The sequence below is a fragment of the Xanthomonas sp. MLO165 genome (assembly GCF_018831305.1).
GTDB lineage: Bacteria > Pseudomonadota > Gammaproteobacteria > Xanthomonadales > Xanthomonadaceae > Xanthomonas > Xanthomonas arboricola.
The window spans coordinates 2,046,997-2,073,479 of sequence record NZ_CP029263.1 but is presented as its reverse complement, the minus strand read 5'-3'; the positions used below and the strand labels follow the sequence as shown (position 1 = coordinate 2,073,479).

22 protein-coding genes and 1 tRNA gene are annotated in these 26,483 nt (G+C 64.9%); 18 read left to right on the top strand and 5 right to left on the bottom strand.

Going from position 1 to position 26,483, the window contains the following annotated elements; genetic code table 11:
* Positions 1 to 5: 5 nt before the first annotated feature.
* The gene (locus DGN21_RS09045; RefSeq protein WP_126966363.1) at positions 6 to 1,706 is read right to left on the bottom strand and encodes a ShlB/FhaC/HecB family hemolysin secretion/activation protein; all 1,701 of its coding nucleotides are present in this window, start codon (positions 1,704 to 1,706) and stop codon (positions 6 to 8) included.
* Between the two features lie 748 nt (positions 1,707 to 2,454).
* On the opposite strand from DGN21_RS09045, the gene DGN21_RS09040 reads away from it, so the two are divergent.
* From DGN21_RS09040 to DGN21_RS09005, 8 genes are all read left to right on the top strand, one after another.
* Entirely contained in the window at positions 2,455 to 4,413 is a 1,959-nt protein-coding gene (locus DGN21_RS09040) for a tetratricopeptide repeat protein (RefSeq protein ID WP_126966364.1), read from the top strand.
* Positions 4,395 to 6,293, top strand: a complete 1,899-nt coding sequence (gene pgaB, locus DGN21_RS09035; protein WP_126966365.1) for a poly-beta-1,6-N-acetyl-D-glucosamine N-deacetylase PgaB — start codon at positions 4,395 to 4,397, stop codon at positions 6,291 to 6,293. The genes DGN21_RS09040 and pgaB overlap by 19 nt, the downstream gene beginning before the upstream one ends.
* A gap of 3 nt (positions 6,294 to 6,296) precedes the next feature.
* Positions 6,297 to 7,550 carry a poly-beta-1,6-N-acetyl-D-glucosamine synthase gene (pgaC, locus tag DGN21_RS09030; RefSeq protein WP_160954870.1) on the top strand — a complete coding sequence of 418 codons (1,254 nt, stop codon included), beginning with the start codon at positions 6,297 to 6,299 and terminating at the stop codon, positions 7,548 to 7,550.
* Entirely contained in the window at positions 7,547 to 7,993 is a 447-nt protein-coding gene (gene pgaD, locus DGN21_RS09025; protein WP_024937760.1) for a poly-beta-1,6-N-acetyl-D-glucosamine biosynthesis protein PgaD, read from the top strand. The genes pgaC and pgaD overlap by 4 nt, the downstream gene beginning before the upstream one ends.
* Before the next feature lie 592 nt (positions 7,994 to 8,585).
* Entirely contained in the window at positions 8,586 to 8,942 is a 357-nt protein-coding gene (locus DGN21_RS09020) for a MarR family winged helix-turn-helix transcriptional regulator (protein WP_202397492.1), read from the top strand.
* A 135-nt stretch (positions 8,943 to 9,077) separates the two neighbouring features.
* Positions 9,078 to 9,788 (top strand): nitroreductase, encoded by a 711-nt coding sequence (locus tag DGN21_RS09015; protein ID WP_126966368.1) that lies wholly within the window; start codon positions 9,078 to 9,080, stop codon positions 9,786 to 9,788.
* Positions 9,789 to 9,909: 121 nt separating this feature from the next.
* Positions 9,910 to 10,656 (top strand): NAD(P)-binding domain-containing protein, encoded by a 747-nt coding sequence (locus DGN21_RS09010; RefSeq protein WP_126966369.1) that lies wholly within the window; start codon positions 9,910 to 9,912, stop codon positions 10,654 to 10,656.
* Between the two features lie 327 nt (positions 10,657 to 10,983).
* Entirely contained in the window at positions 10,984 to 11,895 is a 912-nt protein-coding gene (locus tag DGN21_RS09005; protein ID WP_065032283.1) for an NmrA family NAD(P)-binding protein, read from the top strand.
* A 224-nt stretch (positions 11,896 to 12,119) separates the two neighbouring features.
* Here DGN21_RS09005 and DGN21_RS09000 read toward each other — a convergent pair.
* A tRNA-Arg gene (locus tag DGN21_RS09000) sits at positions 12,120 to 12,196 on the bottom strand.
* Positions 12,197 to 12,328: 132 nt separating this feature from the next.
* Here DGN21_RS09000 and DGN21_RS08995 point away from each other — a divergent pair.
* The 8 genes from DGN21_RS08995 to DGN21_RS08960 all read left to right on the top strand — a co-directional run bounded on the left by DGN21_RS08995 (position 12,329) and on the right by DGN21_RS08960 (position 20,574).
* Positions 12,329 to 13,861 carry an aldehyde dehydrogenase family protein gene (locus DGN21_RS08995; RefSeq protein WP_024940134.1) on the top strand — a complete coding sequence of 511 codons (1,533 nt, stop codon included), beginning with the start codon at positions 12,329 to 12,331 and terminating at the stop codon, positions 13,859 to 13,861.
* Between the two features lie 336 nt (positions 13,862 to 14,197).
* Positions 14,198 to 14,482: a DUF4190 domain-containing protein gene (locus tag DGN21_RS08990; RefSeq protein WP_016903110.1), complete on the top strand. Its 285-nt coding sequence runs from the start codon at positions 14,198 to 14,200 to the stop codon at positions 14,480 to 14,482.
* 2 nt (positions 14,483 to 14,484) lie between these two features.
* Positions 14,485 to 15,252 (top strand): class I SAM-dependent methyltransferase, encoded by a 768-nt coding sequence (locus DGN21_RS08985; protein ID WP_016903109.1) that lies wholly within the window; start codon positions 14,485 to 14,487, stop codon positions 15,250 to 15,252.
* A 5-nt stretch (positions 15,253 to 15,257) separates the two neighbouring features.
* Positions 15,258 to 16,313 carry a quinone-dependent dihydroorotate dehydrogenase gene (locus DGN21_RS08980; protein WP_039521311.1) on the top strand — a complete coding sequence of 352 codons (1,056 nt, stop codon included), beginning with the start codon at positions 15,258 to 15,260 and terminating at the stop codon, positions 16,311 to 16,313.
* Positions 16,310 to 17,362, top strand: a complete 1,053-nt coding sequence (murB, locus tag DGN21_RS08975; RefSeq protein WP_126966399.1) for a UDP-N-acetylmuramate dehydrogenase — start codon at positions 16,310 to 16,312, stop codon at positions 17,360 to 17,362. Before DGN21_RS08980 ends, murB begins: the two co-directional genes overlap by 4 nt.
* The gene (locus DGN21_RS08970) at positions 17,356 to 18,264 is read left to right on the top strand and encodes a DMT family transporter (RefSeq protein ID WP_126966400.1); all 909 of its coding nucleotides are present in this window, start codon (positions 17,356 to 17,358) and stop codon (positions 18,262 to 18,264) included. Before murB ends, DGN21_RS08970 begins: the two co-directional genes overlap by 7 nt.
* A 141-nt stretch (positions 18,265 to 18,405) precedes the next feature.
* Positions 18,406 to 19,110, top strand: coding sequence for an aspartate/glutamate racemase family protein (locus tag DGN21_RS08965; RefSeq protein WP_126966401.1), 705 nt, complete (start codon positions 18,406 to 18,408; stop codon positions 19,108 to 19,110).
* Between the two features lie 165 nt (positions 19,111 to 19,275).
* The gene (locus DGN21_RS08960) at positions 19,276 to 20,574 is read left to right on the top strand and encodes an MFS transporter (protein ID WP_104568525.1); all 1,299 of its coding nucleotides are present in this window, start codon (positions 19,276 to 19,278) and stop codon (positions 20,572 to 20,574) included.
* A 78-nt stretch (positions 20,575 to 20,652) separates the two neighbouring features.
* Here the strand turns inward: DGN21_RS08960 and DGN21_RS08955 are convergent, their stop codons facing one another.
* Together DGN21_RS08955 and ispG are read right to left on the bottom strand one after the other, a co-directional pair.
* Positions 20,653 to 21,351: a phosphatase PAP2 family protein gene (locus DGN21_RS08955; protein WP_104568526.1), complete on the bottom strand. Its 699-nt coding sequence runs from the start codon at positions 21,349 to 21,351 to the stop codon at positions 20,653 to 20,655.
* Positions 21,332 to 22,597 carry a flavodoxin-dependent (E)-4-hydroxy-3-methylbut-2-enyl-diphosphate synthase gene (gene ispG / locus DGN21_RS08950; protein WP_016903102.1) on the bottom strand — a complete coding sequence of 422 codons (1,266 nt, stop codon included), beginning with the start codon at positions 22,595 to 22,597 and terminating at the stop codon, positions 21,332 to 21,334. The genes DGN21_RS08955 and ispG overlap by 20 nt, the downstream gene beginning before the upstream one ends.
* A gap of 120 nt (positions 22,598 to 22,717) precedes the next feature.
* Between ispG and DGN21_RS08945 the strand changes: the two genes are divergently transcribed.
* Both DGN21_RS08945 and DGN21_RS08940 read left to right on the top strand, forming a co-directional pair.
* Entirely contained in the window at positions 22,718 to 23,944 is a 1,227-nt protein-coding gene (locus DGN21_RS08945; protein WP_016903101.1) for an ATP-binding protein, read from the top strand.
* Positions 23,941 to 24,519 (top strand): response regulator transcription factor, encoded by a 579-nt coding sequence (locus tag DGN21_RS08940; protein WP_016903100.1) that lies wholly within the window; start codon positions 23,941 to 23,943, stop codon positions 24,517 to 24,519. Before DGN21_RS08945 ends, DGN21_RS08940 begins: the two co-directional genes overlap by 4 nt.
* Positions 24,520 to 25,345: 826 nt before the next feature.
* Here the strand turns inward: DGN21_RS08940 and DGN21_RS08935 are convergent.
* Positions 25,346 to 26,302 carry a cellulase family glycosylhydrolase gene (locus DGN21_RS08935; protein ID WP_126966421.1) on the bottom strand — a complete coding sequence of 319 codons (957 nt, stop codon included), beginning with the start codon at positions 26,300 to 26,302 and terminating at the stop codon, positions 25,346 to 25,348.
* Positions 26,303 to 26,483: the final 181 nt, after the last annotated feature.

The window sequence follows — 26,483 nt, the reverse complement described above, 5'->3', positions numbered from 1 at the left end:
CCATGTCAGAACTGGTAGATCACACGCGCGCCATACGCCGGCTGCGCACTTCCAAACCCATCCGGGCGATGGATCGCCCAGCCGGCAAACGCATCGATGCTGGCACCGAACCAGCCCCCGCGCAGACCCACCGCGCCGCCCACCAGACTGCGGCCGCGCAGGCCGCTGGCACTGGTGCCATCGATGCGACCGGCATCCAGGCCCAGGTACGGTGTCAGCCCGATCTGCTGGATCGGAAAACTCAAGGTGTTGCGCCAATACGCGCCTTTTTCCGCGCCCAAGGTCGCTTCGCCATCGAAGCCACGCACGCTGTAGCGGCCCCCGATGGTGACGAACTCCGAGCCAAGCAACAGCTCGCCTGCGGTTTGCGCACGCAGGCTGCTTTCCCACGCCATCGGCACCGGTCCCAGCTTGAACGGCATGGCGGTGCTCACGTCCAGCGTGGTCACGCCATAACGGAATGTCGGGAAGCCGATCTGCGGGTCGTAACCGGTCCACTGGCTGTTGAACCACGGCGTGCCACGCCGATGCGCGATGCGCACGTCCAACTGCATCGTCCCCAGATAGCGGCGATGGGTGACGTAGAACTCCGCGCTGCTGGTATCGCGACGCTGGATGCCGATCTCCACGCCATCCAGATAACTGCGCGCACGCCGCCGGCCAACCGTGACACCGGCAGAGGTCTTACTGGTGCCGTTGCGATGCAATACGCGCTGGATATCCAGCTGCGCGTTGCTGGATTCGCCGCTGGACTGGAAGGTCTGCAAAAATCCGTCCACGCGCTGGTGGTAGCGGTACGACGAGGCCGACAACGCAAACGTCCACCAGCCCCATGGCAGGCTGTAACTGAGACTATTGCCGCGCGTGCCGCGCTCTTCGTCGCGCGTGGCCAGGTCATGGCTGTAGCCGACGCTGAGCAGATCGTTGAGCCCCAGCGGGTTGTCCAGCGAAAAATCCAGCCCGCTCTGCACGCGCCCGGTAGCTTCCACGCCAGAATCGTCGGCATTGGCCACGCCGCGCCAGCGCCGACCATGCTGCAAGGTGATGACCAGATCCGATTCGCCCGGTGCCTCGCCCGGCGCGATGTCGATCTTGGCGTCCTGCGATGGCAGTCGCTTGAACTGCTCCACCGCCTGCTCGATCGCACGCAGGTCCAGCAGGTCGCCGTGCCGTAGCGGCAGCGCGCTCTTCCAATGTTCGCCGCCGGTGTCGGAAACTACGCGCACCGCACGCAAGCGGCCGGGCATCAGTTCGAAACGCAGTTCGCCGCGCGAAAGATCCTGTTCGGGCACGCCGATGCGGGTGGTGACCAGGCCGCGCGCGACCAGCTGGTCCAGGGCGCGACGGCGGATGATGTCGATACTCGCGCGACCGATGCAGCGGCCCTCATAACGACGCAGCGAGGTCCACAACCACGCAAAGCGTGCACCGTCGTTCCCTGCACCGGACAGGCGCACGCGGGCGATCGGGAAACATAGTTCCTCCTTTGGCAGCACGGTGCTGCGCGCATCCACGCGCTCGGCATCCTCGCGCGGGCCGGCGAAGGGTGCTTGTCGCTCCTGTTCCTGACGCCGCTGAATCTCCTCGGCCTGGCGCAATTGCTCCTGGCGATCCAGCGTTGTCGGTGCTGTTTGTTGTGCAGCCGCCAGCCCGGCGACAGCCCATAGGCAAGCCGCCAGCGCCATTGGCGCCGAACGCATCCACATTTGTCCTGCCCCCTGTCCGGCGGGCCGCGCTTGGGCGCCCCGTCGCTCACACCGCCATGCCCGGCCACCAAGACGGCGACGCAACCTTCAGCACAACGAACGCGGCGCAACTGTGATGGAACGTTAAGAACTGGTCAACGCGCCGTGTAGGGGTCACCCTGTAAGAAAAACCCGACCCTTCCAATTTTGTGACTCAAATCACTTAAAAAGCGGGCAAAAATATCCCTGCGTATCGGCTCTGCTACCTGATTCGCCCCTTTTAAGCGCAAAACATCCGGCAACGCGTGACTAACGTAGACAACACAGTAATGACGATTAATGCATATGTAACTGCGACCAGCGTGGCAAATCATGGGGCGTATTCGAGTGATGCCCGCCCCGTCAATTTCCGGGCCCCCGTGGCGCCGCTTGAAGGCGATTGACTGGAACGGGAAGATTGCCTCGACGCGTTTTTAGTGACTGATGTCACACTTAAAGCAGACTGATCCGATGAAGATCGCGTTAAATTCGTGATGACGTAGGCTTTACATAGGCATACGCAGTATCGCCAGTCGTCATACGCCTGGACCGCTAATGCACTGCCTTTTCCCCCAGCTTTTGCAACCACGTGCGTCGCGGTTGTCCTGACCGCACGGGCGCACTCACTCCTCTGCTCAGCCTCGCCTTGATTGCCGCATGTGTGCCCCAGGCGCACAGTGGTGAAGTGCGGCCGAACGGGGTGACTGACGCCTCCACCGCCCTCACTCCCATGCAGCAGGCTGAGCAATTGCGCGGCCAGCAACGCCATGCGGATGCCTTGGCCATCTATGAGCGCGTACTGCGTGCGAATCCGCGGGATCGTGGCGCCTATGCCATGCGTGCGATCACGCTGAGCGACCTCGGCAGCGCCCAGCTTGCCGCAGAGGCCGTGTGGCGGCATCCGGACTGGTTCTCGCAGCAGGAGCGTGAGCGCATCGAAAACGATCGTGTCGCCCGCATGATCGGGTGGGCCAGCGCCGAACCCATCGACACCGCACACCGCTATGCCGAGACCGACCAGGCCCTGGTCAACGTCGCCCGCATCGAACGCGAATCACCGCCGACGCTGACCTGGGAAGCCACGCGGTTGCGCGTCGACAGCCTGGTCGCGCTCAACCAGCGGCAGCGCCATCGCGACGTCGTGGCCAACTACCAGGCGTTGAAGGCGGAAGGTATCGAGGTTCCCGCCTATGTACTGCCGACGGTCGGCGATTCGCTGATGGGCCTGCGTCGCCCGGCCGAGGCCGAAGCCGTGCTCCGGCAGGCCCTGCAGCACAATCCCGACGACTTCAATACGCAGCTGTTGCTGGGCTACGCCTTGCTCGAGCAGGAGCGCTTCGACCTGGCGATGCCGCTGTTTGAAAGACTCGCGGCCACGCAGGCGCCGTGGCCGCGCCGCAACGGCGCCAGCAGCGGCTACGAAAACTGGGATCGCTTCAGCGCAGACATCGCCCTGGCCACCGCACGCTCGGCGGCCAACCACAATCGCGACGCAGACGCCCTGTTGCGCGAACGCGTAGCCATCGGCCCCGACAATGCGGAGCTGCAAGCGGCACTGGCCTCGATCGAATTCCGTCGCGGGCACCCGAGCGCCGCGCTGCAACGCAATGCGATGGCCTTGACGCTGGATCCGCACCAGAAACAGGCGCGCAGTGGCGTGGTCGAAGCGCAGCGCGATCTGGATCGCCTGGATCTGGCCGAGGCGACCTTTGCGCCGCTGCGCAAGGAATATCCGGATGACGCCGGCCTGCAGCGGCTTGGCGCCTCGCTGGAACGCCAACGCGGCTGGCAGGTACATCTCAGCCATGCGCGCGGCCGCAGCGACAATGACACCCTGACCAACAGCACCTCGCCGCTCGGCAACGACTTCGGCAGCACGCTGCTCGAAGCCGAATCGCCGCTGCTCGGCGAGCGCTGGCGCGTGGGATTGCGTGCACGCGACGATTGGGCCGATTTCCAGGACACGCGCGTACGTTATCGCAGCTTCTGGCTGGGCACGCACTACCGCTACGACCGCTTGGATGTCAGCGCCTACGGCGGACGGGCGCTCGACGAATTCGATCGCGATGGCACCGCCTGGGCGCTGGATGCCGGCTGGCGGTTTTCCGATGCCTGGTACGGCAGCCTGGCTTGGCGCACACGCGATCCGGACGCCTCATTGCAGGCACGCCGTTTCGGCATCACTGGCGACAGCATCGGCGCCGCCCTGCGCTGGATACCCAACGACGAAAGCCGTTGGGAACTGCAGGCACGCCAGCTGCGCTACAGCGACGGCAATCGGCGCGATCAGCTGGATCTGTCCGGCAGCCAGCGCCTGTGGGCCAGCCCGCACGTGCTGCTCGATGGCCTGTTCGCCGCTTCGGCCGGACGCGCCGAAGACGACCGCGCCGTCAATTACTTCAATCCGCGCCGCAACTCTGCGGTGGCCGCTGGCGTGCGCATCGATCAGATCGGCTGGCGTCGCTACGACTACGCCTTCCGGCAGCGGCTGGAGGTCACCGTCGGGCCGACCTATCAGTCCGGCTTCGGCAGCCAGTGGGTGCCCAGCGCGGCGTATCGGCACCTGTGGTCGCTGGGCGACGGCAGTGCGCTGAGCTACGGCGTGAGCTGGTCGCGCCCGGTCTACGACGGCCAGCGCGAACAACAACTTGGATTCGACCTGGATTTCCGATGGGGAGGTACGCCTTGATCCGCCTGCCGCTGTTGCTGGTCGCCTTGCTGCTGATGACGTTCGCGTCGTCGGCGCAGGCGGGCCTGCTGGTGCTCAGCTACCACGATATTCGCGACGACGTCGCCGCCAAGGGCGATCCCGATCGTTATGCGGTGTCCACCAGCAACTTCGCCGCGCATCTGGACTGGCTGCGTTCGCACGCCTACCACCCGGTGAGTGTGCAGCAGGTTCTGGATGCACGTGCCGGCAGGCGCGCCCTGCCTTCCAGGCCGGTGCTACTGACCTTCGACGACGGCTTGCGCAGCGTCTACACGCGCGTCTTTCCGTTATTGCAGGCCTATGGTTATCCCGCGCTGGTTGCCCCCGTCACCAGCTGGGTTGAATTACCGGCCGGCCAGGTGGTGCCCTACGGCCATCGCGATTTCACCCACGATGATTTCGTCACCTGGGCGCAACTGCGCGAAATGCAGGACAGCGGCCTGATCGAAATCGGTTCGCACAGCGACGATCTGCACAAAGGTATCCCCGGCAATCCATTCGGCAATCAGACCCCGGCAGCGGTCACCCGTCGTTGGGAAGCGGGCAAGGGCTATGAGAGCGAAGCGGATTATCGCCAGCGCATCCAGACCGATCTGCGCCATAGCCGCGACGCCATCGTGGCGCACCTGGGCAAACCGCCGCGCGCCATGGTGTGGCCGTATGCCGCCTACAACCGCGCCAGCAACGCCATTGCCGCGCAACTGGGCATGACGCTCAGCTTCGACCTGGAAGGCCGTTCGCACGAAGCCGATATCGGCCAGCAGGGCCGCGACCGCGTGGACGGGCAATCGCTGGCCAGCCTCGGCCGCCTGTTGCTGTTCAACAACCCCGATGTGCGCGACCTGGCCGGCGAACTGCGACGCGACCTGTCGCGCGATGGCCTGCGTGCGATCCAGATCGATCTGGATTACGTCTACGACCCGGACCCGGCGCAGCTGGCACGCAACCTCGACATCCTGGTCCAGCGCGTCAAGGACATCGGCCCCAGTCATGTATTCCTGCAGGCCTTCGCCGACCCTGATGGCGATGGCGCAGCCGATGCGCTGTACTTCCCCAACCGGCATCTGCCGATGCGCGCGGATCTGTTCGGGCGTGTGGCCTGGCAGCTGCGCACCCGTGCAGGGGTGCGCGTGTTTGCCTGGTTGCCAGTGCTGGGCTTCCGTCTCCCCGACGCGCAGCAGCAGGCGGCGCTGCAGATTCGCGGCAAGGACCCGAAGGATGTGCCGCGCCTGGATCCGGGCAATCCGCGCACGCATCAGCTGGTCGCCGACATCTACGAAGACCTGGCCGCCAACACCTACTTCGAAGGCCTGCTGTTCCACGACGATGCCTATCTGCGCGACGACGAAGTGCCTGCCTACGGCAATGGCGATCCTGCCACGCGCACGCAGCAGCTGATCGGCTTCACCCAGGAGCTGAAAGCGGCCGCCGAACGCTGGCGCCCCAAGCTGGTGACCGTGCGCAACCTGTTCGCGCAGCCAGTGCTGCAGCCGCATAGCGAGGCCTGGTTCGCGCAGCGCCTGGACGCATTTGCTTCGGCCTACGACTACACCGCGCTGATGGCGATGCCGTACATGGAGCAAGCCAACGACCCACAGCAGTGGCTGCAGCAGCTGGCGCAGCGGGTCGGCCAGCAGCCGCATGGTTTCGAGAACACCATTTTCGAACTGCAGACCGTGGATTGGCGCACCGGCAAGCCCTTGCCGGAGGGCGTGCTGCTCGAACACAGCAAGTTGCTCCTGGCTGCGGGCGTGCGCCACCTGGCGTACTACCCCGACGACTTCATCGGCAGCCGCCCGTCTCTTCCCGAAGCGCGCGAGGCCATGTCGGCTCGGCAATTCCCATATATCGAGCGGTAGCCGATGACGACCAGCCTCCTGTTGGGCGCCCTGTTCAACTTCGCGTTTTTCTATCCCATCATCATGGCGTTCTTCTGGATGATCGGAGGCACGTACTACTACCTGCGACGCGAACGCGGCACGCCAGGTCCCTCGTCGCCGCCACCGTTGGCCAGCGAGCCCTTCGTGTCGTTGCTGGTGCCCTGCTACAACGAGGCCAAGCATGTCGGCGAAACCATCGTCGCGATGAGTGCGCAGAACTATCCGGACTTCGAGATCATCGCCATCAACGATGGCAGCAGCGACGACACCGCCCAAGCGCTCGACGATCTCACCCACCAGCATCCGCGCCTGCGCGTGGTGCACCTGGAGCAGAACCACGGCAAGGCCAACGCGCTGCGCGTCGGCACGCTGGCATCGCGCTCGGACTATCTGGTGTGCGTGGATGCCGACGCCATCCTTGACCCGAATGCCACCCGCTGGATGGTCGGCCACCTGATCTCCGGCCCGCGCGTCGGCGGCGTCACCGGCAACCCGCGGGTGCGTAACCGCACCACGCTGATGGGCCGCATGCAGGTGGGCGAGTTCTCCGCCATCGTCGGATTGATCAAGCGTGCGCAGCGTGTCTACGGACGGCTGTTCACCGTGTCGGGCGTGATCTGCGCGTTCCGGCGGTCGGCGCTGCATCACGTCGGCTTCTGGTCCGACAACATGGTCACCGAAGACATCGACATCTCCTGGCGTCTGCAGCTCGACGACTGGGATATCCGTTACGAACCCAACGCGCTGTGCTGGATCCTGATGCCGGAGACCTTCCGTGGCCTGTGGATGCAGCGCCTGCGCTGGGCGCGCGGTGGTGTGGAAGTGTTGCTGAGCCATGGCCGCCGCGTGCTGTCCTGGCGCAGCCGACGCATGTGGGGCGTGCTGCTGGAATATGCGCTCAGCCTGGCCTGGGCCTACACGATGCTCTTCATCATCGTGCTGTGGCTGCTCGGCAAGGTCATCCCGCTGCCGCCTGCGCTGTACGTCGACACCATCCTGCCGCGTTGGCATGGCCTGGTGCTGGCGGTGGTGTGCCTGATGCAGTTCGCCACCAGCCTGGTGATCGAACGCCGCTACGAAAAAGGCCTGGCGCGCCAGTTCTTCTGGGTGATCTGGTATCCGGTCGCCTTCTGGATGATCGGCATGCTCACTGCCGTCATCGCCTTCCCCCGTGCCCTGCTCGCGCGCCGCAGCAAACGCGCCCGCTGGAAAAGCCCCGACCGAGGAATCCAATGACACCGCCCATCATCAACCTGCCGCAACGCCTCGGCCGCTCGCGCCGCCTCGCCTACGGCGCCGCCACCGCTGGCGCCTGGATGGTCTACTTCTATCTGTGGGCACCCCTGGCAACGCTGATCGCCTGGTTCTTCGGCCTGCGCAGCGCCTACACGGAGCTGTATCTCAAGCACAACGCGCTGGATCCGTTCGCACTGGGCGCCCTGCCGGTAATCGCCCTGATGAGCGCCATCACCACCGTCGGCTGGGCCGAGTACAACCGCATCCGCTTCGCCAAGGCCGATCAACGCAAACGCCGCCGCACCGTGCTCGAACCGGAAGTCGATCAACGCCTGGGCGTCCCCGAGCAACTCGGCAGCCTGCTACGCCATAGCCGCATCTCCTCGGTAGCGATGGATAAGTTTGCAAGGCCGGTGGGGGTGCGGGTTGTGCGGCATGGGTGAGTCGGGTTGATGAACGATAGATACGACCGATCGCTCAGGCAATCGATGACCTCGCTCAGCAATGCGCCGAGCGCAAGCGTCAGTCTAGTCGATTCTGTTGACCCCGGCTCGATTCGAACGGGCGACCTTCCGGGGCTGCAGGGCTTCGTGCCGATCCATGGCCTCGCTGTGGCTAGGAGGAGGGAAGATTCGGTCCCTGTTGCTCGCGGGGGGCAGCGCCGAGCGTGTAGATGCAGATGACAACAGTCGACCTCGCTACACCATGGCTATGCTGGCGCAATTCAAGAATGTCTGAGCCATGACTGCACATCACTGAACAACGGCCTTCGGGCGCACAAGGCTTCCCCACGTACGAAGCGTATCCGTGGGACTCAGCTGACATACGCTGACCAAGCCTGTTGACAGCCGCTCGAAAATGTATGGAAAGGCCATGCTGGTTCCCTTTGTCAATCACAGCTATTGCAATAGCGAATTGCCGGATTTATTGTCTAGCGCACAAGACTAATTCACCAGAAACGTGATGCCGAAGTCTCAAAGCGTGGGTTTGCAACTGTCTTTCGCTCTGTATGGAGCGGCCAACAGAATGGCTCGGATGCATAAGCCGTTCCTTGAGCCACTGGGCCTGACGTTCCCGCAGTACCTTGTGATACTTGAGCTCCTGCATGGCTCGCCGCAGTCCGTAGGCATGCTTGGCGAGCGTCTCGACATGGACACCGGCACCATCACCCCCCTTGTGAAGCGGCTTGAAGCGGCGGGATTTGTTACCCGTGCCCGCGACCCACGCGATGAAAGACGCGTGCTTGTTGATCTGACAGCGCGTGCCGGCGGCATCCGGGACGAGATCTTGAGCGTCAGCCAGAAGATCAAGAGTGCTTGCAAGCTCGACGAACAGGGCTTGATCGAGTTACGCGACACCTTGCAGGCCCTGAGTCGTCCTCAACTCGGCTAAAGACGCCGCCAGAGCCTTCTCTTCAACCCATTTATCTAGCGCACTATGTTGTAGTTCACCAGATTTTTCTGAGGTTCCGCGGCGGACTTGGAGGATTCTCTGAACGCCCTTACAAATCCGGGAGTATTCATAAAAATGCACAAAGCCAGAGAACAATCAGCAACGACCTCCGAAGGAATGCTCTCGTTCACCGAGGCAACTCGCGTGCGTCGCTCGATACGCGGCTTTCTGGATGAGCCGGTGCCGGATCGTGTTATCCGGGAGGTTCTGGAGGATGCGCAACACGCGCCGTCCAATTGCAACACGCAGCCTTGGAATACTCACATTGTCCGCGGCGACAAGCTCAAGCAGCTTTCCAGGTTACTGCATGCCAAGAACGACGCAGGAGAATTCACTCCCGACTTCTCGTTTGATCAGAATGACTTCTACGGCGAGTATCGCAAACGTAACGACGCGCTAGGCAAGGCCTACTACGAAGCCATGAACGTCATGCGCGAAGACAAGGAAGGCCGGCGCCGCGTAGGAGCGATGAACTACTCGTTTTTCAATGCCCCACAGGTCGCGTTCTTGTTCATGCCCTCATTTGGCGACAATGTACGCGTCGCCGGTGACATGGGCATGTATGGCCAGACCATCCTTCTGTCGCTTGCAGCTCGCGGACTCGGCGGCATCCCGCAAACCGCGCTCGCGTTCTTTGCCGGAACAATCCGCGAATTCCTTGGCATTCCCGACGAATTGAAGCTGCTGTTCGGCATCTCTTTCGGGTACGTAGATGAGGCAGCGCCTGGCAACCGGATTTATATGGATCGCGTGCCCGTCGACACGAGTACGACCTTCCATTCCTGACGCACGCCAGCGCGCATTCAATTATCCACCGCGCCCACTCCATTGAGTCGGGGCGGTGAACGGAGTGCTTCGCGCGGCTTGCCGCGCCTTTGGCAGCGATCGACCACTCAAAGGATAAACAATGAAAATAGGCATATTGGGAACCGGCCACATCGGCAAAACGCTCGTGAAGAAACTCAGTGCCGCAGGTCATGAAGTCAAAGTGGCCAATTCGCGAGGGCCGGACACCATCAAGGGCGACATCCTTGGGCATGGTGCCCGTGCCGTCACGTCCCTGGAAGCGGTACAGGACGTGGACGTGGTGATTCTATCGACGCCCCTCGGTGCCATTCCAAAGATAGCCCCACTGTTTGCCAACCTGTCTGCCAATCCCGTTGTGATCGACACTTCCAACTACTACCCCAAGCGCGATGGTGAGATTGCGGAGATCGAGGCTGGGCTGACAGAGAGCGAATGGGTCGCAGCACAGCTTGGCCGCTCTATCGCCAAGGCGTGGAATGCCATCACCTCCGCGTCCTTCGCGGAGAAGGGTGTCCCTGCCGGCGCGGAGGGGCGAATCGCCATCCCCGTCGCTGCCAACGATGACCGTGCACGCGACATGGCGATGAGGCTGGTGGACGATACCGGACTTGACGCCGTCCATTCGGGACCGCTCAGCGAATCATGGCGCCAGCAGCCTGGATCGCCAAGCTATTGCACTGACCTCACGCGCGAGGAGCTGCCCCAGGCCTTGAAGGCTACCGACCGTGCACGCTTGCCTAAGCGCCGCGACCTGGCGATCGAGGCGATCATGGAGCGGGTTGGCGACGGAACCACCAACCCCGACTCGGAGTATGCCGTTCGCCTTACCCGGGCGCTCTTCATGTGAGCGTCGCAACGTGCCTTGAGGAGCTACCTCAGCGGCAGACTGCCGGCTGATGGGTCCGAAACATATCGTCTTTTGCAATCAAGCGCGCCCTGCCCTCTTCGGGCGTGGGCACCGCCGGCGAGGCATAACAGGTCGATGAGGCGTTGCTCATGGTTCGAACGGACCACTGCGGCGTTCCGGCTATGGGTGAGCCGCCACGATGGCGGCACTCTGCTGCCTCGCTAAGTGTCCCTGCTCTTTCGCCTTGGGACATGCACGACGCCCAGATTGCCCTAGCCGGATCGCGCATGCCCTGCACAACCCAAAAGTCACCACTGGAAAACGTTTATGAGCCAAAGCACTCCTCTCATCTTCCTCATGGGTACCACTGGCCAGACCGGCCGCCTAATTTTACAAGAGTTCGACAAGAACCCAGGCGACGTGCGCGTTCGCATCGGCGTGCGCAAGCAGGAGGATCTGGAACGGCTGCGCGCTGAGGGCCGTGATGCCGTGTTATTCGACCTCGATGATCCACGCACCTTTGCCACTGCGCTCTGCGGTGTCGATCGCATGAACGTCCTGACCGGCTATACCATCGCCATGACTCACCAGACCAAGACCGTGGTGGACGCGGCGAAAAAGGCCGGCGTCCGGCACATCGTCAACCAGGGAGTCTTCGCGGCAGACGACGCTACCGATTCGAAGTATTGCTGGTTCGCGCTGGTCGAAGCCTACATCGAGGCCAGCGGCATTGCCTGGACGCACCTGCACCCCAACGTGTTTCTCGAAAACATGCTGAGTGTGTCGCCGCCGGTCGGAGGCACGTTCTCGGTTTATTGGGGTGAGAACCGAGTCGGCTATGTCGCGCTTCACGATCTGGCGGCAGTAACTGCCAAGGTCCTGCGCGAGGGTCCGGAACGCCACGGGTCCAAGAACTACTACCTCAGTACCGAAACCATGACCGGCGCAGAGCTTGCCGCCGCGTTTAGCGAGGTGCTCGACCGTCCGATTCACTGCAACATGCTCGGTGTCTCTGATGTGGAAGCGCACTTCAAGAAAGGTACTGTGGAAGTCGAGGACTGGTATGCCCGTAGCTCATTCGAGCTACTGACACAGTTCGCCGATGGACGCATGGGCTACATGGGTACGGTCAAGGACGACGTCCCCTATCTGCTGGGCCGGCCAGCAATCAACGTCCGTGCTTGGGCGGAAATGCACAAAACGCAGCTCCTGGCATTCGTTGATAGCCCTTCGACGTGAAGCAGGGCTAGAAGTGCTTGATCAGGTAGCGCCTGCTGCCCGGCCAGGAACCGTGGACCGGGTCATTGGGTTCTCAACGTCTGCGATGTCGGTGACCGACCCTGTGGCATCGCGAGGGCACAGGGTCAGGACACGTGCAAGTTGGACATGGCCCGCCATACGACCCTTGGCAGTAGTCACGCAAAATGGGCAGTACGCGCGTGTCGCGCTAAACCACTGATTTCTGGTGACCCCGGCCCGATTCGAACGGGCGACCTTCCCCTTAGGAGGGGGACGCTCTATCCAGCTGAGCTACGGGGCCAAGGTGGGCATTGTCGCACGATCGTTGCGATTGCCAAGCCGGCGGGTGGTCGGCGGAGCCTGCTAAAATCGGCGGCTACCCGTGTCGCGGGGCCTTGGCCGCCACGCGACCGTCCCGACCTTTGGAGATCCCATGTCCGCTGACCTGCTCAAGGCGCTCGACCTCGCCGCGTCCAATTCCGGTACCTATCTTGGCGAGGCGACCTGGTCGCAGGCCACCGGCGCCGGGGTGCTGCAGCCGCTCAATCCGACCACCAACGCGGTGATCGCCGAGGTGCAGGCCACCACGCCGGAAGACTACGAGCTGATCGTCCAGCGTGCGCAGGCCGCCTTCAAGGTGTGGCGGACCACGCCTGCGCCGCGCCGTGGCGAAGCCGTTCGCCTGTGTGGCGAGGCGCTGCGTGCGCACAAGGATGCGCTGGGCTCGCTGGTGGCGCTGGAAATGGGCAAGAGCAAGCCCGAGGGCGATGGCGAAGTGCAGGAGATGATCGACATCGCCGACTTCGCGGTCGGCCAGAGCCGCATGCTGTACGGCTACACCATGCATTCGGAGCGCCCGGGCCACCGCATGTACGAGCAGTACCAGCCGCTGGGTCTGGTCGGCATCATCAGCGCGTTCAACTTCCCGGTGGCAGTGTGGGCGTGGAATGCGTTCCTGGCGGCGATCTGCGGCGATATCTGCATCTGGAAGCCGTCCAACAAGACCCCGCTGACCGCGATCGCGACGATGAAGATCTGCAATGCGGCATTGAAGGACGCCGGCTTCCCGGACATCTTCTTCCTGATCAACGATGCCGGCACGGCGCTGTCGCAGAAGCTGGTCGAAGACGGCCGCGTGCCGCTGATCAGCTTCACCGGTTCGACCCAGATCGGTCGCGTGGTTGCGGAAAAGGTCGCGCACCGCCTGGGCCGTTGCCTGCTGGAGCTGGGCGGCAACAACGCCATCATCCTGGACGAGACCGCCGACCTGAAGCTGGCCATCCCGGGCATCGTGTTCGGCGCGGTGGGCACCGCCGGACAGCGCTGCACCACCACGCGCCGCCTGATCGTGCACGCATCCATCTACGACAACGTGCTGGCCACGCTGGTCAAGGCGTACAAGCAGCTCGACAGCAAGATCGGCGACCCGACCGACCCGGCAAACCTGATGGGCCCGCTCAACAGCCAGGGCGCGGTGGAGCAGTTCCTGGCCTCGATCGCCAAGGCCAAGGCCGCTGGCGGCACGGTCGAAGTGGGCGGCACCGCGATCGACCGCCCCGGCAACTTCGTGCTGCCGGCCATCGTCACCGGGCTGCAGAACAGCGACGCGGTGGTGCAGCACGAGACCTTCGCGCCGATCCTGTACGTGATGAAGTACAGCACGCTGGACGAGGCGATCGAGCTGCAGAACGGCGTGCCGCAGGGCCTGTCGTCGTCGATCTTCACCCAGAACCTGAAGGCGGCCGAGAAGTTCCTGTCGGCGGCTGGCAGCGACTGCGGCATCGCCAACGTCAACATCGGCACCTCGGGTGCGGAGATCGGCGGCGCGTTCGGCGGCGAAAAGGAGACCGGCGGTGGCCGCGAATCCGGCTCGGATGCGTGGAAGGTCTATATGCGTCGCCAGACCAATACGATCAACTACTCCGACTCGCTGCCGCTGGCGCAGGGCATCAAGTTCGATCTTTGATCGAGGTGCAGCGCGCCGGGCATCGAGCCGGCGCGCTGTCGCACGCGTACCGGAGCATGGCCGCCACGTTGTGCCTGCGCACGGCTCGGCCAATCAGCGGCGGCCGGGTGCCTGGATCATTTGCAGTGAGTCACGCAGTTGCGCACGACCTCGGTGCTCAACGCTTCATCGGCCGCTAGTCCCGATGTCGGGCACGGCCAGAGATGCAGCCTCGCCCATTCCGGTCAAAACCGGCCACGCACCGCGTCTGGCCGCAGACGGCACGCCATTCGGGCGGCGGCTCTGGGATAATCGGCCCACGCCAGCCGTCGGCTGCCGCCACTTCAGGAGTTCATGATGAACGTCGTCGTTCGACAGACCAGTGCCATGGCCATCGTCAGCCTGGTCTCGGGCATTCTCGGCTGGACGCTGATCCCGTTCCTCGGCAGCCTCTGCGCCATCATCACCGGCCACCTGGCGCGCGGCGAAATCCGCCGCAATCCGCAGGGGCTGGACGGCGACGGGCTGGCCATCGGCGGGCTGATTCTTGGCTGGCTGGCGGTCGCGCTCTGGGTGGCAGGGGTGGCGATCTTCATCCTGTTCTTCGGCGGCCTGGCCTGGCTTGCGGCCGCCAACAGTTGAGCATGGCCGCGCCCTCCTCCGCCCAACGCTTCAACGACCGCGTCGCGGCCTATGTGCGCTACCGGCCGAGCTATCCGCCGCAGCTGCTGCGCTGGCTGCACGAAGAGCTGGGCCTGACGCCGGCCACCGCGGTGGCCGATATCGGTGCCGGCACCGGCATCTCCAGCCGGCTGTTTCTGGAGGCCGGTTACCCGGTCACGGCGGTGGAACCCAACCCGGCCATGCGCGCAGCCGCGCAGCAGTGGCTGGCGGAGTTCCCCAAGTTCCGCGCGGTCGACGGCACCGCCGAGGCCACCGGGCTGGCCGATGCCAGCGTCGGCTTGGTGTCTGCGGCGCAGGCCTTTCACTGGTTCGACGTGCAGGCGGTGCGTGCCGAGTGGGCGCGCATCCTGCAGCCCGGCGGGCTGGCGGTGATCTACTGGAACAGCCGCGAGCTGGACACCACCGACTTCCTGCGCGGCTACGAGCAATTGCTGCTGGACTACGGCACCGACTATTCGGCCGTGGCCGAACGCTATCAGGACGATGCCACCATGCAGGCGTGGTTCGGCGAAGGCTTCCGCGCGATGGCACGCTTTCCGAATGTGCAACGGCTGGACTTCGATGCCTTACGCGGCCGGCTGTTGTCTTCGTCGTATGCCCCGCTCGCGCATGACCCACGCCATGCCCCGATGCTCGCCGCGCTACGCACGCTGTTCGACGCGCATGCACGCGACGGGCTGATCGACTTCCAATACCAGACCCGGGTGTTCGCCGGGGGATTGAACTGACCCGCATGTATTCGCTTGCCCGCCCCTTGCTGTTTTCCCTCGATGCCGAGCGCGCCCACGCGCTGGCATTGCGCTCCATCGATGTCGCCTACCGCACCGGCACCACGCCGCTGCTGGCCAAGCGCCCGGTGCCGCTGCCGACGCCGGCCTTCGGTCTGATGTTTCCCAACCCGGTCGGGCTCGGTGCCGGCCTGGACAAGAACGGCGAGCACATCGATGCGCTGCTCGCGCTGGGTTTCGGCTTCGTCGAGATCGGCACGGTGACGCCGCGGCCGCAGGAAGGCAATCCCAAGCCGCGCATGTTCCGCTTGCCGGAATACCAGGCGGTGATCAACCGCATGGGCTTCAACAATCTGGGCGTGGATGTGCTGGTGGCCAACGTGCAACGCGCGCGGCGTCGTGGCGGCCTGCTCGGTATCAACATCGGCAAGAACAAGGACACGCCCAACGAGGAAGCCACCAGCGACTACCGCTATTGCATGGAGCGCGTATACCCGCTGGCCGACTACATCACCGTCAATATTTCTTCGCCCAATACCGCCGGCTTGCGCGAACTGCAGGAAGAACAGGCGCTGCGCCGGCTGATCGCCGATCTGCGCGACACCCAGGAAGCCCTGGCCGCGCAACACGGCAAGCGCGTGCCGATGCTGGTGAAGGTGGCGCCGGATCTCAACGATCGCGACATCGATGCGGCCGCACGCGTGCTGGCCGATCTGGCGGTGGATGGCGTGATCGCCACCAACACCACGGTGACGCGCACCCTGATCGCCAACCATCCGCTGGCTGCCGAAGCCGGCGGCCTGTCGGGCGCGCCGCTGCTGGGGCAATCCACGCTGGTGCTGCGCCGCCTGCGCGCGCGTCTGCCCGAGTCGATCCCGTTGATCGGCGTGGGCGGCATCAACTCCGGTGCGGATGCGGTGGCCAAGATGGCGGCCGGCGCGACGCTGGTGCAGTGCTACAGCGGCCTGGTCTATCGCGGGCCGCCGCTGATCGGCGAATGCGTGGACGCGATCCGTCGCCGCCGCGAAGCGCCCAGCGGCGGTGCGGTGTCGCCGCTATGAGCGATGCAACGCAGGCCGGCTGGCGCTTGAGCGAACACGCGCCCCTGCGCGCGCTCAATACCTTTCATGTCGATGCCACGGCGCGCTGGTTGCTGAGCATCCACGCAGCCGATGCCTTGCCGCAGGCGCTGGCAGCGCCGGAGATCGCCGGGCAACCGCTGCTGGTATTGGGCAGCGGCAGCAACGTGCTGCTGGCCGGCGACCCGCCGGGCTGCGTGCTGTGTTTCGAAAACCGCGACGTCGCCATCATCGCGCACCACGCCGACCACGCCATCGTGCGCGCTGGTGCCGGCGTCAACTGGCACGCGCTGGTGCTGTATTCGCTGCAGCAAGGCCTGTCGGGGCTGGAGAATCTGGCCTTGATTCCCGGCACCGTCGGCGCCTGCCCGATCCAGAACATCGGCGCATACGGCGCGCAGGTGGGCGACTTCATCCATGTGGTGGATGCCTTCGATCTGTACGCCCAGCAGTTCGTGCGGCTGACCGCGGCCGAGTGCGCCTTTGCCTATCGCGACAGCGTGTTCAAGCAGCAGCCGGAGCGTTATCTGATCGTCGCGGTGGAATTCAATTTGCCGCTGCTGCACGAGTTGCGGCTGGACTACGCCGGTATCCGCGAGGAGCTGGCCAGCATGGGCGCCGACCTGGCCGGTGCCGCCGATGTGGCGCAGGCGGTGATCAACATCCGTCGGCGCAAACTGCCGGACCCGGATGTGCTCGGCAATGCCGGCAGCTTCTTCAAGAATCCCTTGCTGCCCAGCGAGCAGATTGCCGCGCTGCAGGCCACCTTTGCCGATATGCCGGTCTACCCTGGCGAACAGCCCGGCCAGGGCAAGTTGTCGGCGGCCTGGTTGATCGAGCAGTGCGGCTGGAAGGGCCGGCGCGAAGGCGATGCCGGAGTGTCGCCGGATCACGCCCTGGTGCTGGTCAATTACGGCACCGCCAGCGGTGCGCAGCTGCTGGACTTTGCGCGGCGCATCGCCGAATCGGTGCGCGAGCGTTACTCGGTGATCCTGGAGCCGGAGCCGCGCATCATCGGAGCGCATTGGTGACAGTGCAGCAGGCATCGCGACGTGCTGCGCTGTGGATGCTCACCAGTACCTTCGCCTTCGGCCTGATGGCCATCTGCATCCGGCTGGCGTCGGGCACGATCGCCACCACCGAGATCGCGTTCTTTCGCAATGCGTTCGGGCTGTTAGCCCTGTTGCCGCTGATCCTGCGCGCCGGCAAGGCGCCGCGCACGCGGCAATTGCCGCAGTACCTGGCACGCACCCTGATCGGCCTGGCGTCGATGCTGTGCGGGTTCTGGGCGATCGGCCACCTGCCGTTGTCGCAGGCGATCTCGCTGTCGTATTCCACCCCGTTGTTCGTCACCGTGCTGGCCGTGGTGTGGCTGCACGAACAGGTGCGCCTGCGCCGCTGGCTGGCGGTGGCGGCCGGATTCATCGGCGTGTTGGTGATCCTGCGGCCAGGCTCGTCCACCTTTACGCCCGGTCTGCTGATTGCGCTGCTGGCAGCGGTGATCAGCGCCGTGGTGGCGATCCAGATCAAGCAGCTCTCGCGCAGCGACGACTCGGACACCGTGGTGTTCTACACCTATGTGTTCTGGGTGCCGATGTCGCTGATTCCGGCACTGTTTCAGTGGAGCTGGCCGCAGGGCATCGACTGGCTCTGGCTGGCGGCGACCGGCATCTTCGGCACCGCCGGCCAGCTGTTCTGGACGCGCGCGCTCAAGCTGGGCGAAGTCTCCGCACTGCAGCCAATCAGCTTCATGCAGCTGCCGCTGGTGGCGCTGCTGGGCTGGTGGCTGTTCGGCGAGGCGATCGAACACCATACCCTGATCGGTGCGGCCATCATCATCTGCGCCAATGTCTACATCGCCCATCGTGAAAGCGTGCTGGCGCGTCGCGCCGCCACGCACGCACCGCTGGAAGGCGCAAAACCGGGCGAGTGATCGAGCGTCTGCGCGCGGCCTGACCGGCCCGCGCGGTGGCGTGGCGACGATGCCGACGTACACTGCGCTGGTACGCGCTCCCCGGCCATCGAAGGGGCGATGCGCACGCACATTCGTTGACTGTTCCAAGGTGAGGTCGGCATGCCGGTTCCAAGCAAAACCATCGGCCTGATCGGCGGCATGAGCTGGGAATCCACCCTGCCCTACTACCGCATCATCAACCAGCGGGTGCGCCTGGCCTGCGGCGGCCTGCATTCGGCCAGGCTGTTGCTGTACAGCGTCAATTTCCATGAGATCGAACGCCTGCAACACGCCGGCGACTGGGACGGCGCAGGCCAGGCAATGGCGGCAGCGGCGCGCGCGCTGCATGCCGGCGGTGCCGACCTCCTGGTGCTGTGCACCAACACCATGCATTGCGTTGCCGATGCGATCACCTCCGCAACGCCGCTGCCATTGCTGCATATCGCTGATGCCACCGCCGATGCGTTGATTGCCGCGGGGGTCACCCGGGTCGGGCTGCTCGGCACGCGTTTCACCATGGAACAGCCGTTCTATCGCGAGCGCCTGGCTGCGCGTGGCCTGCAGGTGCTGGTACCGCCGACCGAAGCACGCGCGCAACTGCATCGGGTGATCTACGACGAACTCTGCCAGGGCATCATCCGGCCGGAGTCGCGCGGCTATTTCCGCCAGGTCATGGCCGACCTCGGCCAGGAGGGTGCGCAAGCGATCATCCTGGGCTGTACCGAGATTTCGCTGCTGGTGGACAGCAGCGATGCGCAGCTGCCGTTGTTCGACACCACCGCACTGCATGCCGAAGCGGCGGCGCACGCAAGTGTGCGCGACTGATCGGCACCGAAGTCGCAGCCAGCGCGCCTTTCCCGAAGTGCATGCGCCTGGCCGTGGCGGGCAAGCGTGCAAGCTGGGCATTGCCGCGGCAATAGCACGGATGACTCATACCTCACTGCTCCAGCACGCGCATGCGCGCGAGCACCTGCCACAGGATGTCATGCCTTGAAGACCCCTTCCGCAACAGGCACTGCACCCACAAGCCAGCTCACACGCGGCGATTACAAGACCCTGGCCCTGTCCGCGCTGGGCGGCGCGCTGGAATTCTACGACTTCATCATCTTCATCTTCTTCGCGACGGTGCTGGGGGAGCTGTTCTTTCCGCCGGGCATACCGGACTGGATGCGGCAGTTGCAGACTTTCGGCATCTTTGCTGCCGGCTACCTGATCCGTCCGCTGGGCGGGATCGTGATGGCGCACTTCGGCGACCTGCTCGGTCGCAAGCGCATGTTCGCGCTCAGCATCGGATTGATGGCCTTGCCGACGCTGGCCATCGGCATGCTGCCGACCTACGCGCAGATCGGCCTGGCCGCCCCGCTGCTGCTGCTGACGATGCGGTTGCTGCAGGGCGCAGCCATCGGCGGCGAAGTCCCCAGTGCATGGGTCTTCGTCGCAGAGCACGTGCCTGCGCAACGCAGGGGACTGGCCTGCGGAACACTGACCGCCGGCCTGGCCGCCGGGGTGTTGCTCGGTTCGCTCAGCGCCGGGGCGATCAATCGCGCCTTCACGCCGCAGGAAATCGCCGACTATGCCTGGCGCCTGCCGTTCTTGGCCGGCGGCCTCTTCGGCCTGCTTTCCGTATATCTGCGGCGTTGGCTGCACGAAACACCGGTGTTCGCCGAGCTGATGGCGATGCGTGCCGTCGCGCGCGAAACGCCGCTCAAGCTGGTGCTGCGCGATCATCCACGCAGTGTGGCGCAGTCGTTGTGGCTGACCTGGATGGTGGCAGCCGGGGTGCTGGTGGTGTCGTTGATGACGCCGACGCTGCTGCAGAGCGCGTACCACTACCCGGCAGCGGTCGCCTTGCAGGTCAACCTGCTCGCGGTCCTGCTGCAGGCGATCGGCTCGATCGTGGCCGGCGCCTTGTCCGATCGCTACGGCAACGGACGCGTGCTGCTTGCCGGCAGCGTGTTCCTGGGCGCCAGCGCCTGGCTGTTCTATCGCCTGGCCGGTGATCCGCAGTTGCTGTTCCCGCTGTACGCCCTGCTGGGCGCGGCGCTCGGCGTCCTGGGAGCGGTTCCGCGCGTCATGGTCGAAGCGTTTCCGCCGGTGGTGCGTCTGTCCGGCGTGTCGTTCGCCTATAACCTGGGCTATGCGGTATTCGGTGGCCTGACCCCGCTGGTGGTGGTGATGTTGCTCAAGCAGCACCCGATGGGCCCGGCGTATTACATGATTCTGCTGGCCGCAATCGGCAGCGTGATCGGGCTGCAGTTGTGGCGCCGGGAGCGCGTACGTCGTTACTGAGTCGAACACCGTGCCGGTCTGCGCCAGTCCCGGTCACACACCTGCGCCGACCAAGTTCGACGTCGCGCGGCCGTACCCTCAGGCCGAGGTGAGATGGCGGCGCCAATGCGGCCGCCGTGCGCCGCGAAACATCACCAGATACAGCCCGACCACCCATACCAGCGCGGCCGACCAGCCGCCCAGGATATCGGAGGGATAATGCACGCCCAGGTAGATCCGCGACACGCCGACCAGCACCGCGAACAGGCTGGCGGCAGTGGTCACCGGCCAGCGCCAGCGCGTGTTCCAGGCCAGCGCGATGACCACCGCAGCGAGCGTCATCGAGCCCATCGCATGCCCGCTGGGAAAGCTGAAGGTGCTTTCCGGGGCGATCGATTCCCACAGGCTCGGGCGGTCGCGCTGGAACACCTGCTTGGCGCCCATGTTCAACAAGGCCGAGCCGCCGAAGCCGAGTGCGGCAAAGGTTCCCTCGCGCCAGCGCCGCAACATCAGCAACACCAGCACGATGGCGACATCGGCCGGGATCACCCCGTACTGGTAGCCGATCTTGGACACCACCCCGAAAAACGCATCCAGCCCCGGCGTGGCGATGCTGCGCATGCTCCACAGCAGGGGCTCGTCGAAATAGAAATTTTCCAGCTCGTGGACTTCGTCGGCCAGGTCGACGAACAAGCCCAACGGCAGCAGCACGCCGGCAAACAGCAACGCCATGCGCCACGCATTGCTGCGCAGCCATCCCCTGAAACCCGCCGGCGATTCAGCCGGCGCGACGGACATAGGTGCGTTCGACGTACTGATCGATCAGATCGATGAACTCGTAGGCGATGTTTTCACCACGCAAGGTGACGCTTTTTTCGCCATCGATGAACACCGGTGCCGACGGCGCCTCGCCGGTGCCCGGCAACGAAATACCGATGTTGGCGTGGCGCGATTCGCCCGGCCCGTTGACCACGCAGCCCATCACCGCCAGGGTCATGTTTTCCGCGCCGGGGTTGCTGATCTTCCACTCCGGCATCTTGGCGCGCACATGGTTCTGCACCACGCCGGCCAGTTCCTGGAAGAACTCGGAGGTGGTGCGGCCGCAGCCCGGGCAGGCTGTGACCATCGGCGTGAAGGCGCGCTGGCCGGTGGTCTGCAGCAGTTCCTGCGCGACGATCACTTCCTGGGTGCGCGACTGGCCCGGTTCCGGCGTCAGCGAGATGCGGATGGTGTCGCCGATGCCTTCCTGCAGCAGCACGCTCAGCGCGGCGGCGGAGGCCACGATGCCCTTGCTGCCGATGCCGGCCTCGGTCAGGCCCAGATGCAGCGCAAAGTCGCAGCGGCTCGCCATGTCGCGATACACCGCGATCAGCTCCTGCACACCGGATACCTTGGCCGACAAAATGATGCGCTCGCGCGCCAGCCCCAGTTCCACCGCGCGCTCGGCCGAATCCACCGCCGAACGGATCAAGGCCTCGCGCAGCACGCGGCCGGCATCCCAGGGCGTGGCGCGCTGCGAGTTCTCGTCCATCAGCTGCGCAGCCAGCGACTGGTCCAGCGAGCCCCAGTTGGCGCCGATGCGTACCGGTTTGTCGTACTTGATCGCGAACTCGATCAGCTGCGCGAACTGCAGATCCTTCTTCTTGCCGAAGCCGACATTGCCCGGATTGATGCGGTACTTGGCCAGCGCTTCGGCGCAGGCCGGCTCGGCGGCGAGCAACTGGTGACCGTTGTAATGGAAGTCGCCGATCAACGGCACCTCGATCCCCATCATGCGCAGCTTGTCGACGATGCGCGGAATGGCCGCGGCCGACTCGGCATTGTTGACGGTCAGGCGCACCATTTCCGAGCCGGCGCGCCACAGGTCGGCCACCTGCTTGACGCTGCCGGCGATGTCGGCGGTATCGGTATTGGTCATCGACTGGACGACCACCGGGTGGCCGCCGCCCACAGTCACGCTGCCGATCTTGACGGCCTGGGTGATGCGGCGCGGCCAGGCGGTGGCGTCGGCGGGAGGGGTTGGGCGAGTCACGGCGTCATACATCGCGGTATTTTAGCCTGTCATCGGTCCGCTCACAGCTGAAGCGCTGCGCGGGTCGTCTTCCGGGCCGATGCGACGGTTTGTCGCAGGCCGCCACGCCCCCGAGCGCATAGCATTGCCGTGATGAATTCCTCAGACGCCTCCTTCCTGCGGACCCTGTGCAGCCTGCGCTGGCTGGCTACCGCCGGCCAGGCCGCCACCATCCTGGTCGCCACCGGCCTGATGGGCCTGGACCTGCCGCAGCAACCCTTGTGGGCCGGCGTGGCCGCACTGGCGGTGTTCAACCTGTATGCGCAATTGCGGGTGGCCCACCGTGGCGCGGTCAGCCCGGCCACCGAGTTCGGCCATATCCTGGTCGATGTCACCGTGCTGACCTGGATGGTGGGCTGGAGCGGCGGCATCGCCAACCCGTTCGGCTCGCTGTTCCTGGTGCTGATCGCGCTGGCCGCGCTGGCCCTGCCGCTGGGCTGGGCGATGGCGGTGGCGGCGTCCTGTGTGGCCGGCTATGTGATCAGTGCGGCGTTCGGCCTGCCGCTGCCCTACGGTAGCTTCGACCCGCTTAGCCTGCACATGTGGGGCATGGCCGCCAACTTCCTGCTGTCGACGGTGGTGGTGCTGGCCTTCGCCACCCGGCTGGCCTTGTCGATGCGCGAACGCGAGCGCGAGATCTCCACGCTGCGCGAGCGCTTTGCGCGTAACGAGGGCATCGTCGCGCTGGCCACGCATGCCGCCTCGGTGGCGCATGAGCTCAACACGCCACTGGCGACGATGACCCTGCTGGTCGACGACATCGCCGATCAATGCGACCAGGGCGAATTGCGCGAGGATCTGGACACCCTGCGCGAGCTGCTGGTGCAGTGTCACGAGCGCGTGCTGGCGCTGGCCGCACCGGCCGACAACGGCCACCTCAGCCGCGAGGTGGCGGTCAAGGACGTGCTGGAACAATGGCGGCTGGTGCGCCCGACCATCGAGCTGCGCCGCAACGACGACGCACCGATGCGCCTGCTGCTGCAGCCAGGCGTCAGCCATCTGCTGATGGTGCTGCTCAACAATGCGGCCGATGCCGGCGAACGTGCCGGCCGGCCGCAGATCGATCTCACCCTGCGCGTGGAGCAGGACCATCTCAGCGGCGAAGTCCGCGACTATGGTCCGGGCTTCGACACCTCGCAGGCCATGCTGCCGGGCACCTTGTTCAATAGCGGCAAACACGACGGCATGGGCGTTGGGCTGGCGCTCTCGCACGCCACCGTCGAGCGGCTGCAGGGCGAGTTGTGGATGCTGCCCGCCGAAGGCAGCGGCGCCCGCGTCGGTTTCCGTCTGCCGCTCTCCGAACACGAGGCACTCGCATGACAAGCACTCCCCTGCGTACCGGCCTGCTGGTCGACGACGACACCCTGTACCTGCGTACGCTGCAGCGCAGCCTCGCCCGCCGCGGCGTGGAAACCCTGACCGCCACCGACGCGGCCAGTGCCCTGTCGACCGCACGCAGCGCCTTGCCCGATTTCGCCTTGATCGATCTCAAGCTCGGCCACGATTCCGGCCTGAGCCTGATCCAGCCGCTGCGCGAGATCCGCGCCGACATGCGCATCCTGCTGGTCACCGGCTATGCGAGCATCGCCACCGCGGTGGAGGCGATCAAGCTCGGCGCCGACGACTACCTGCCCAAGCCGGCCAATATCCCGACCATCATGCGGGCGCTGGGCGAAGAGGACGACGAGCTGCCGGAGCCGGACGAAGAAGAAACCGCGCGGGAAATGATGACACCGCTCAGCCGCCTGCAGTGGGAGCACATCCAGCAGGCGCTGCACGAAACCGGCGGCAATGTCTCCGCCGCCGCACGCCTGCTCGGCATGCACCGCCGCTCGCTGCAGCGCAAGCTGACCAAGCGGCCAAGCCCGGGGCCGTTACGCGAGCCCGGGCGTTGAGGCCTGGCATCGAGACGTTGAACCGTGGCGTTTTTCAGGCGCTACCCGAGGCTTGATCCATTCAACCATGGCGCTGTTTTTGGCGAGATCCGATACATAGCTCAAACGCTCGGTGAGTCGAGAGCGCGGTGCCCTCGCCGCTTGCGGGACACGCCGTGAATCCGTCCATGGAGGCTCCTTGGCGGCATCCATGCCGCCAAGGGTCCCGCAACCGGCAAGGACACCGCGCCAGACAGTTGGCCGGCTGCTTTCTTGAAAGCGTGTTGCTCGGCTTGCGGCAGCAGATGCGACGTTTGCAGCTTGCGTGTTGAAAGCCCGTTTGCTGCTCGGCTTGCGACGCGAAAATAGTCAGAGGTTGATCGAACGCTTAGTGATCCGACCAACGCACGTCCTGTGTCATTTCCACTATGCACACCGACCATCTCGACGGGTCCTTGTCCGCCCACCGTCGCGGGACCTTACGCGGCAGGGATGCCGCGTAAGAGCCTACAAGGACGTACTTGCGGCGTGTCCTGCGATGGTGGGCGGGCAAGGGCCGTGCAGCCAATTCACAGCGTCGAGAACACGGCGAGGACACCGCACCGGTTGCCGGCTGTTTTGTTGAAAACCATGCATACCGACCAGCTCGACTGGTCCTTGCCCGCCCATCGTCGCGGGACCTTACGCGGCATGGATGCCGCGTAAGAGCCTACAAGGACGTACTTGCGGCGTGTCCTGCGATGGTGGGCGGGCAAGAGCCCGGCAGCCAAGCCGCAGATCGGCAGCTCCGCAGCTAACTATCCACCCATCCCGAAAAACCAAATACGCTGGCTTCAGGGCTTCACTCTCAACGTGGCCCGAACACGCTCGCCCTGCGCGAGGTCGCGGTGATGCCATCGGCGCCGAGGATCAAGTTGCGCCCCCAGCTGCTGAGGCGCGTGGCGTTCCAGCCGATTGCGATATCCAGCGATTGCGTGCTGCTGTCATTGCCCGACCACGACCAGCCCAGATAGCCGACGTTGTAGTCGCGGGCACGGCGCATGATCGCTGCCTCGTCCACATGCGCGCCGCGATGGTCCCCACCGAACTCGCCGATCACCAGCGCCAGCTTTTTATCGCGGAAGGCGCGCAGATAATTGTTGACCGTCGCATCGCTGCCGAACACTTCGTACATGTGCACGCTGAAGATCAGGTTGCGGCGGCTGTCGCGCGCCAGCAACGCGGTAGCGTTGTCGCGCATGTAGAACTTCCAGTCCTGGCCCCAGTTCGGCGCATCCACCATCAGGGCGTGAGTCAATCCGGCCTTGCGCAATGCGGCGATTGCGGTTGCATGGCCGTTGACCCATTCGCTGGCGCTCAACTGATTGCCGAACGGCTCGTTGCCGATGTTGACGATGACCTGGTCTTCGTTGCCGATCAGCGCCTTGCGGATGCTGGTCCAGTACGCAGTAGCGTGGGCGAGGCCAGCGGCAGCGCCGTCTTCGCCATAGCCGGTGGTGTCGTGCACTTCCAGCACCGCGATCAGGCCCAGGCTCTTGCAACGCGCGATGATGCGCGACACCTCGGCCTCCGGCGTGCGGTTCCAGCGATAACCGGAACTGAGCACCACGCGCACGCTATTGGCGCCGGTGGCAGCGATGGCTGCCAGGGCCGCGTCGGTGCGGCTCGCGTACCAGGCATGCGGCAGATTGACGCCACGCAGGACCACGGTGTTGCCATTGGACTCACGCAGTTGTGTGCCGGACACCGACAGCCCCGCGTGCGCGGCAGACGACACTGCTAGGCCTGCAACGACCAGCAGCATGCGGTGGGCAAAACGAGACAACGGTGATTTCACGATCGATTTTTCCAGACAGAGGGGAGGAGGACGAGCGATGGCGGAACTCACAGTGCGCGTGAACACTGTGTCAATTTGACGTGCCAGCCGATGCAACCCCTGTCACATATCGAACAAGCGCCGAAACAAGTGCGCTGAACGATTACGT

Excerpts from the sequence above, each read along its gene's own strand:
- DGN21_RS08935 (WP_126966421.1), bottom strand. The coding sequence starts at position 26,302 with ATGCTGCTGGTCGTTGCAGGCCTAGCAGTGTCGTCTGCCGCGCACGCG.
- DGN21_RS09020 (WP_202397492.1), top strand. The coding sequence starts at position 8,586 with ATGCATAAGCCGTTCCTTGAGCCACTGGGCCTGACGTTCCCGCAGTAC.
- ispG (WP_016903102.1), bottom strand. The coding sequence starts at position 22,597 with ATGTATGACGCCGTGACTCGCCCAACCCCTCCCGCCGACGCCACCGCC.
- pgaD (WP_024937760.1), top strand. The coding sequence starts at position 7,547 with ATGACACCGCCCATCATCAACCTGCCGCAACGCCTCGGCCGCTCGCGC.
- DGN21_RS08980 (WP_039521311.1), top strand. The coding sequence starts at position 15,258 with ATGTATTCGCTTGCCCGCCCCTTGCTGTTTTCCCTCGATGCCGAGCGC.
- DGN21_RS09005 (WP_065032283.1), top strand. The coding sequence starts at position 10,984 with ATGAGCCAAAGCACTCCTCTCATCTTCCTCATGGGTACCACTGGCCAG.
- DGN21_RS08985 (WP_016903109.1), top strand. The coding sequence starts at position 14,485 with ATGGCCGCGCCCTCCTCCGCCCAACGCTTCAACGACCGCGTCGCGGCC.
- DGN21_RS08955 (WP_104568526.1), bottom strand. The coding sequence starts at position 21,351 with ATGTCCGTCGCGCCGGCTGAATCGCCGGCGGGTTTCAGGGGATGGCTG.
- DGN21_RS09040 (WP_126966364.1), top strand. The coding sequence starts at position 2,455 with ATGCAGCAGGCTGAGCAATTGCGCGGCCAGCAACGCCATGCGGATGCC.
- pgaB (WP_126966365.1), top strand. The coding sequence starts at position 4,395 with ATGGGGAGGTACGCCTTGATCCGCCTGCCGCTGTTGCTGGTCGCCTTG.
- DGN21_RS08945 (WP_016903101.1), top strand. The coding sequence starts at position 22,718 with ATGAATTCCTCAGACGCCTCCTTCCTGCGGACCCTGTGCAGCCTGCGC.
- DGN21_RS08965 (WP_126966401.1), top strand. The coding sequence starts at position 18,406 with ATGCCGGTTCCAAGCAAAACCATCGGCCTGATCGGCGGCATGAGCTGG.
- DGN21_RS08990 (WP_016903110.1), top strand. The coding sequence starts at position 14,198 with ATGAACGTCGTCGTTCGACAGACCAGTGCCATGGCCATCGTCAGCCTG.
- DGN21_RS09045 (WP_126966363.1), bottom strand. The coding sequence starts at position 1,706 with ATGTGGATGCGTTCGGCGCCAATGGCGCTGGCGGCTTGCCTATGGGCT.
- DGN21_RS09010 (WP_126966369.1), top strand. The coding sequence starts at position 9,910 with ATGAAAATAGGCATATTGGGAACCGGCCACATCGGCAAAACGCTCGTG.
- pgaC (WP_160954870.1), top strand. The coding sequence starts at position 6,297 with ATGACGACCAGCCTCCTGTTGGGCGCCCTGTTCAACTTCGCGTTTTTC.
- DGN21_RS08940 (WP_016903100.1), top strand. The coding sequence starts at position 23,941 with ATGACAAGCACTCCCCTGCGTACCGGCCTGCTGGTCGACGACGACACC.
- murB (WP_126966399.1), top strand. The coding sequence starts at position 16,310 with ATGAGCGATGCAACGCAGGCCGGCTGGCGCTTGAGCGAACACGCGCCC.
- DGN21_RS08995 (WP_024940134.1), top strand. The coding sequence starts at position 12,329 with ATGTCCGCTGACCTGCTCAAGGCGCTCGACCTCGCCGCGTCCAATTCC.
- DGN21_RS09015 (WP_126966368.1), top strand. The coding sequence starts at position 9,078 with ATGCACAAAGCCAGAGAACAATCAGCAACGACCTCCGAAGGAATGCTC.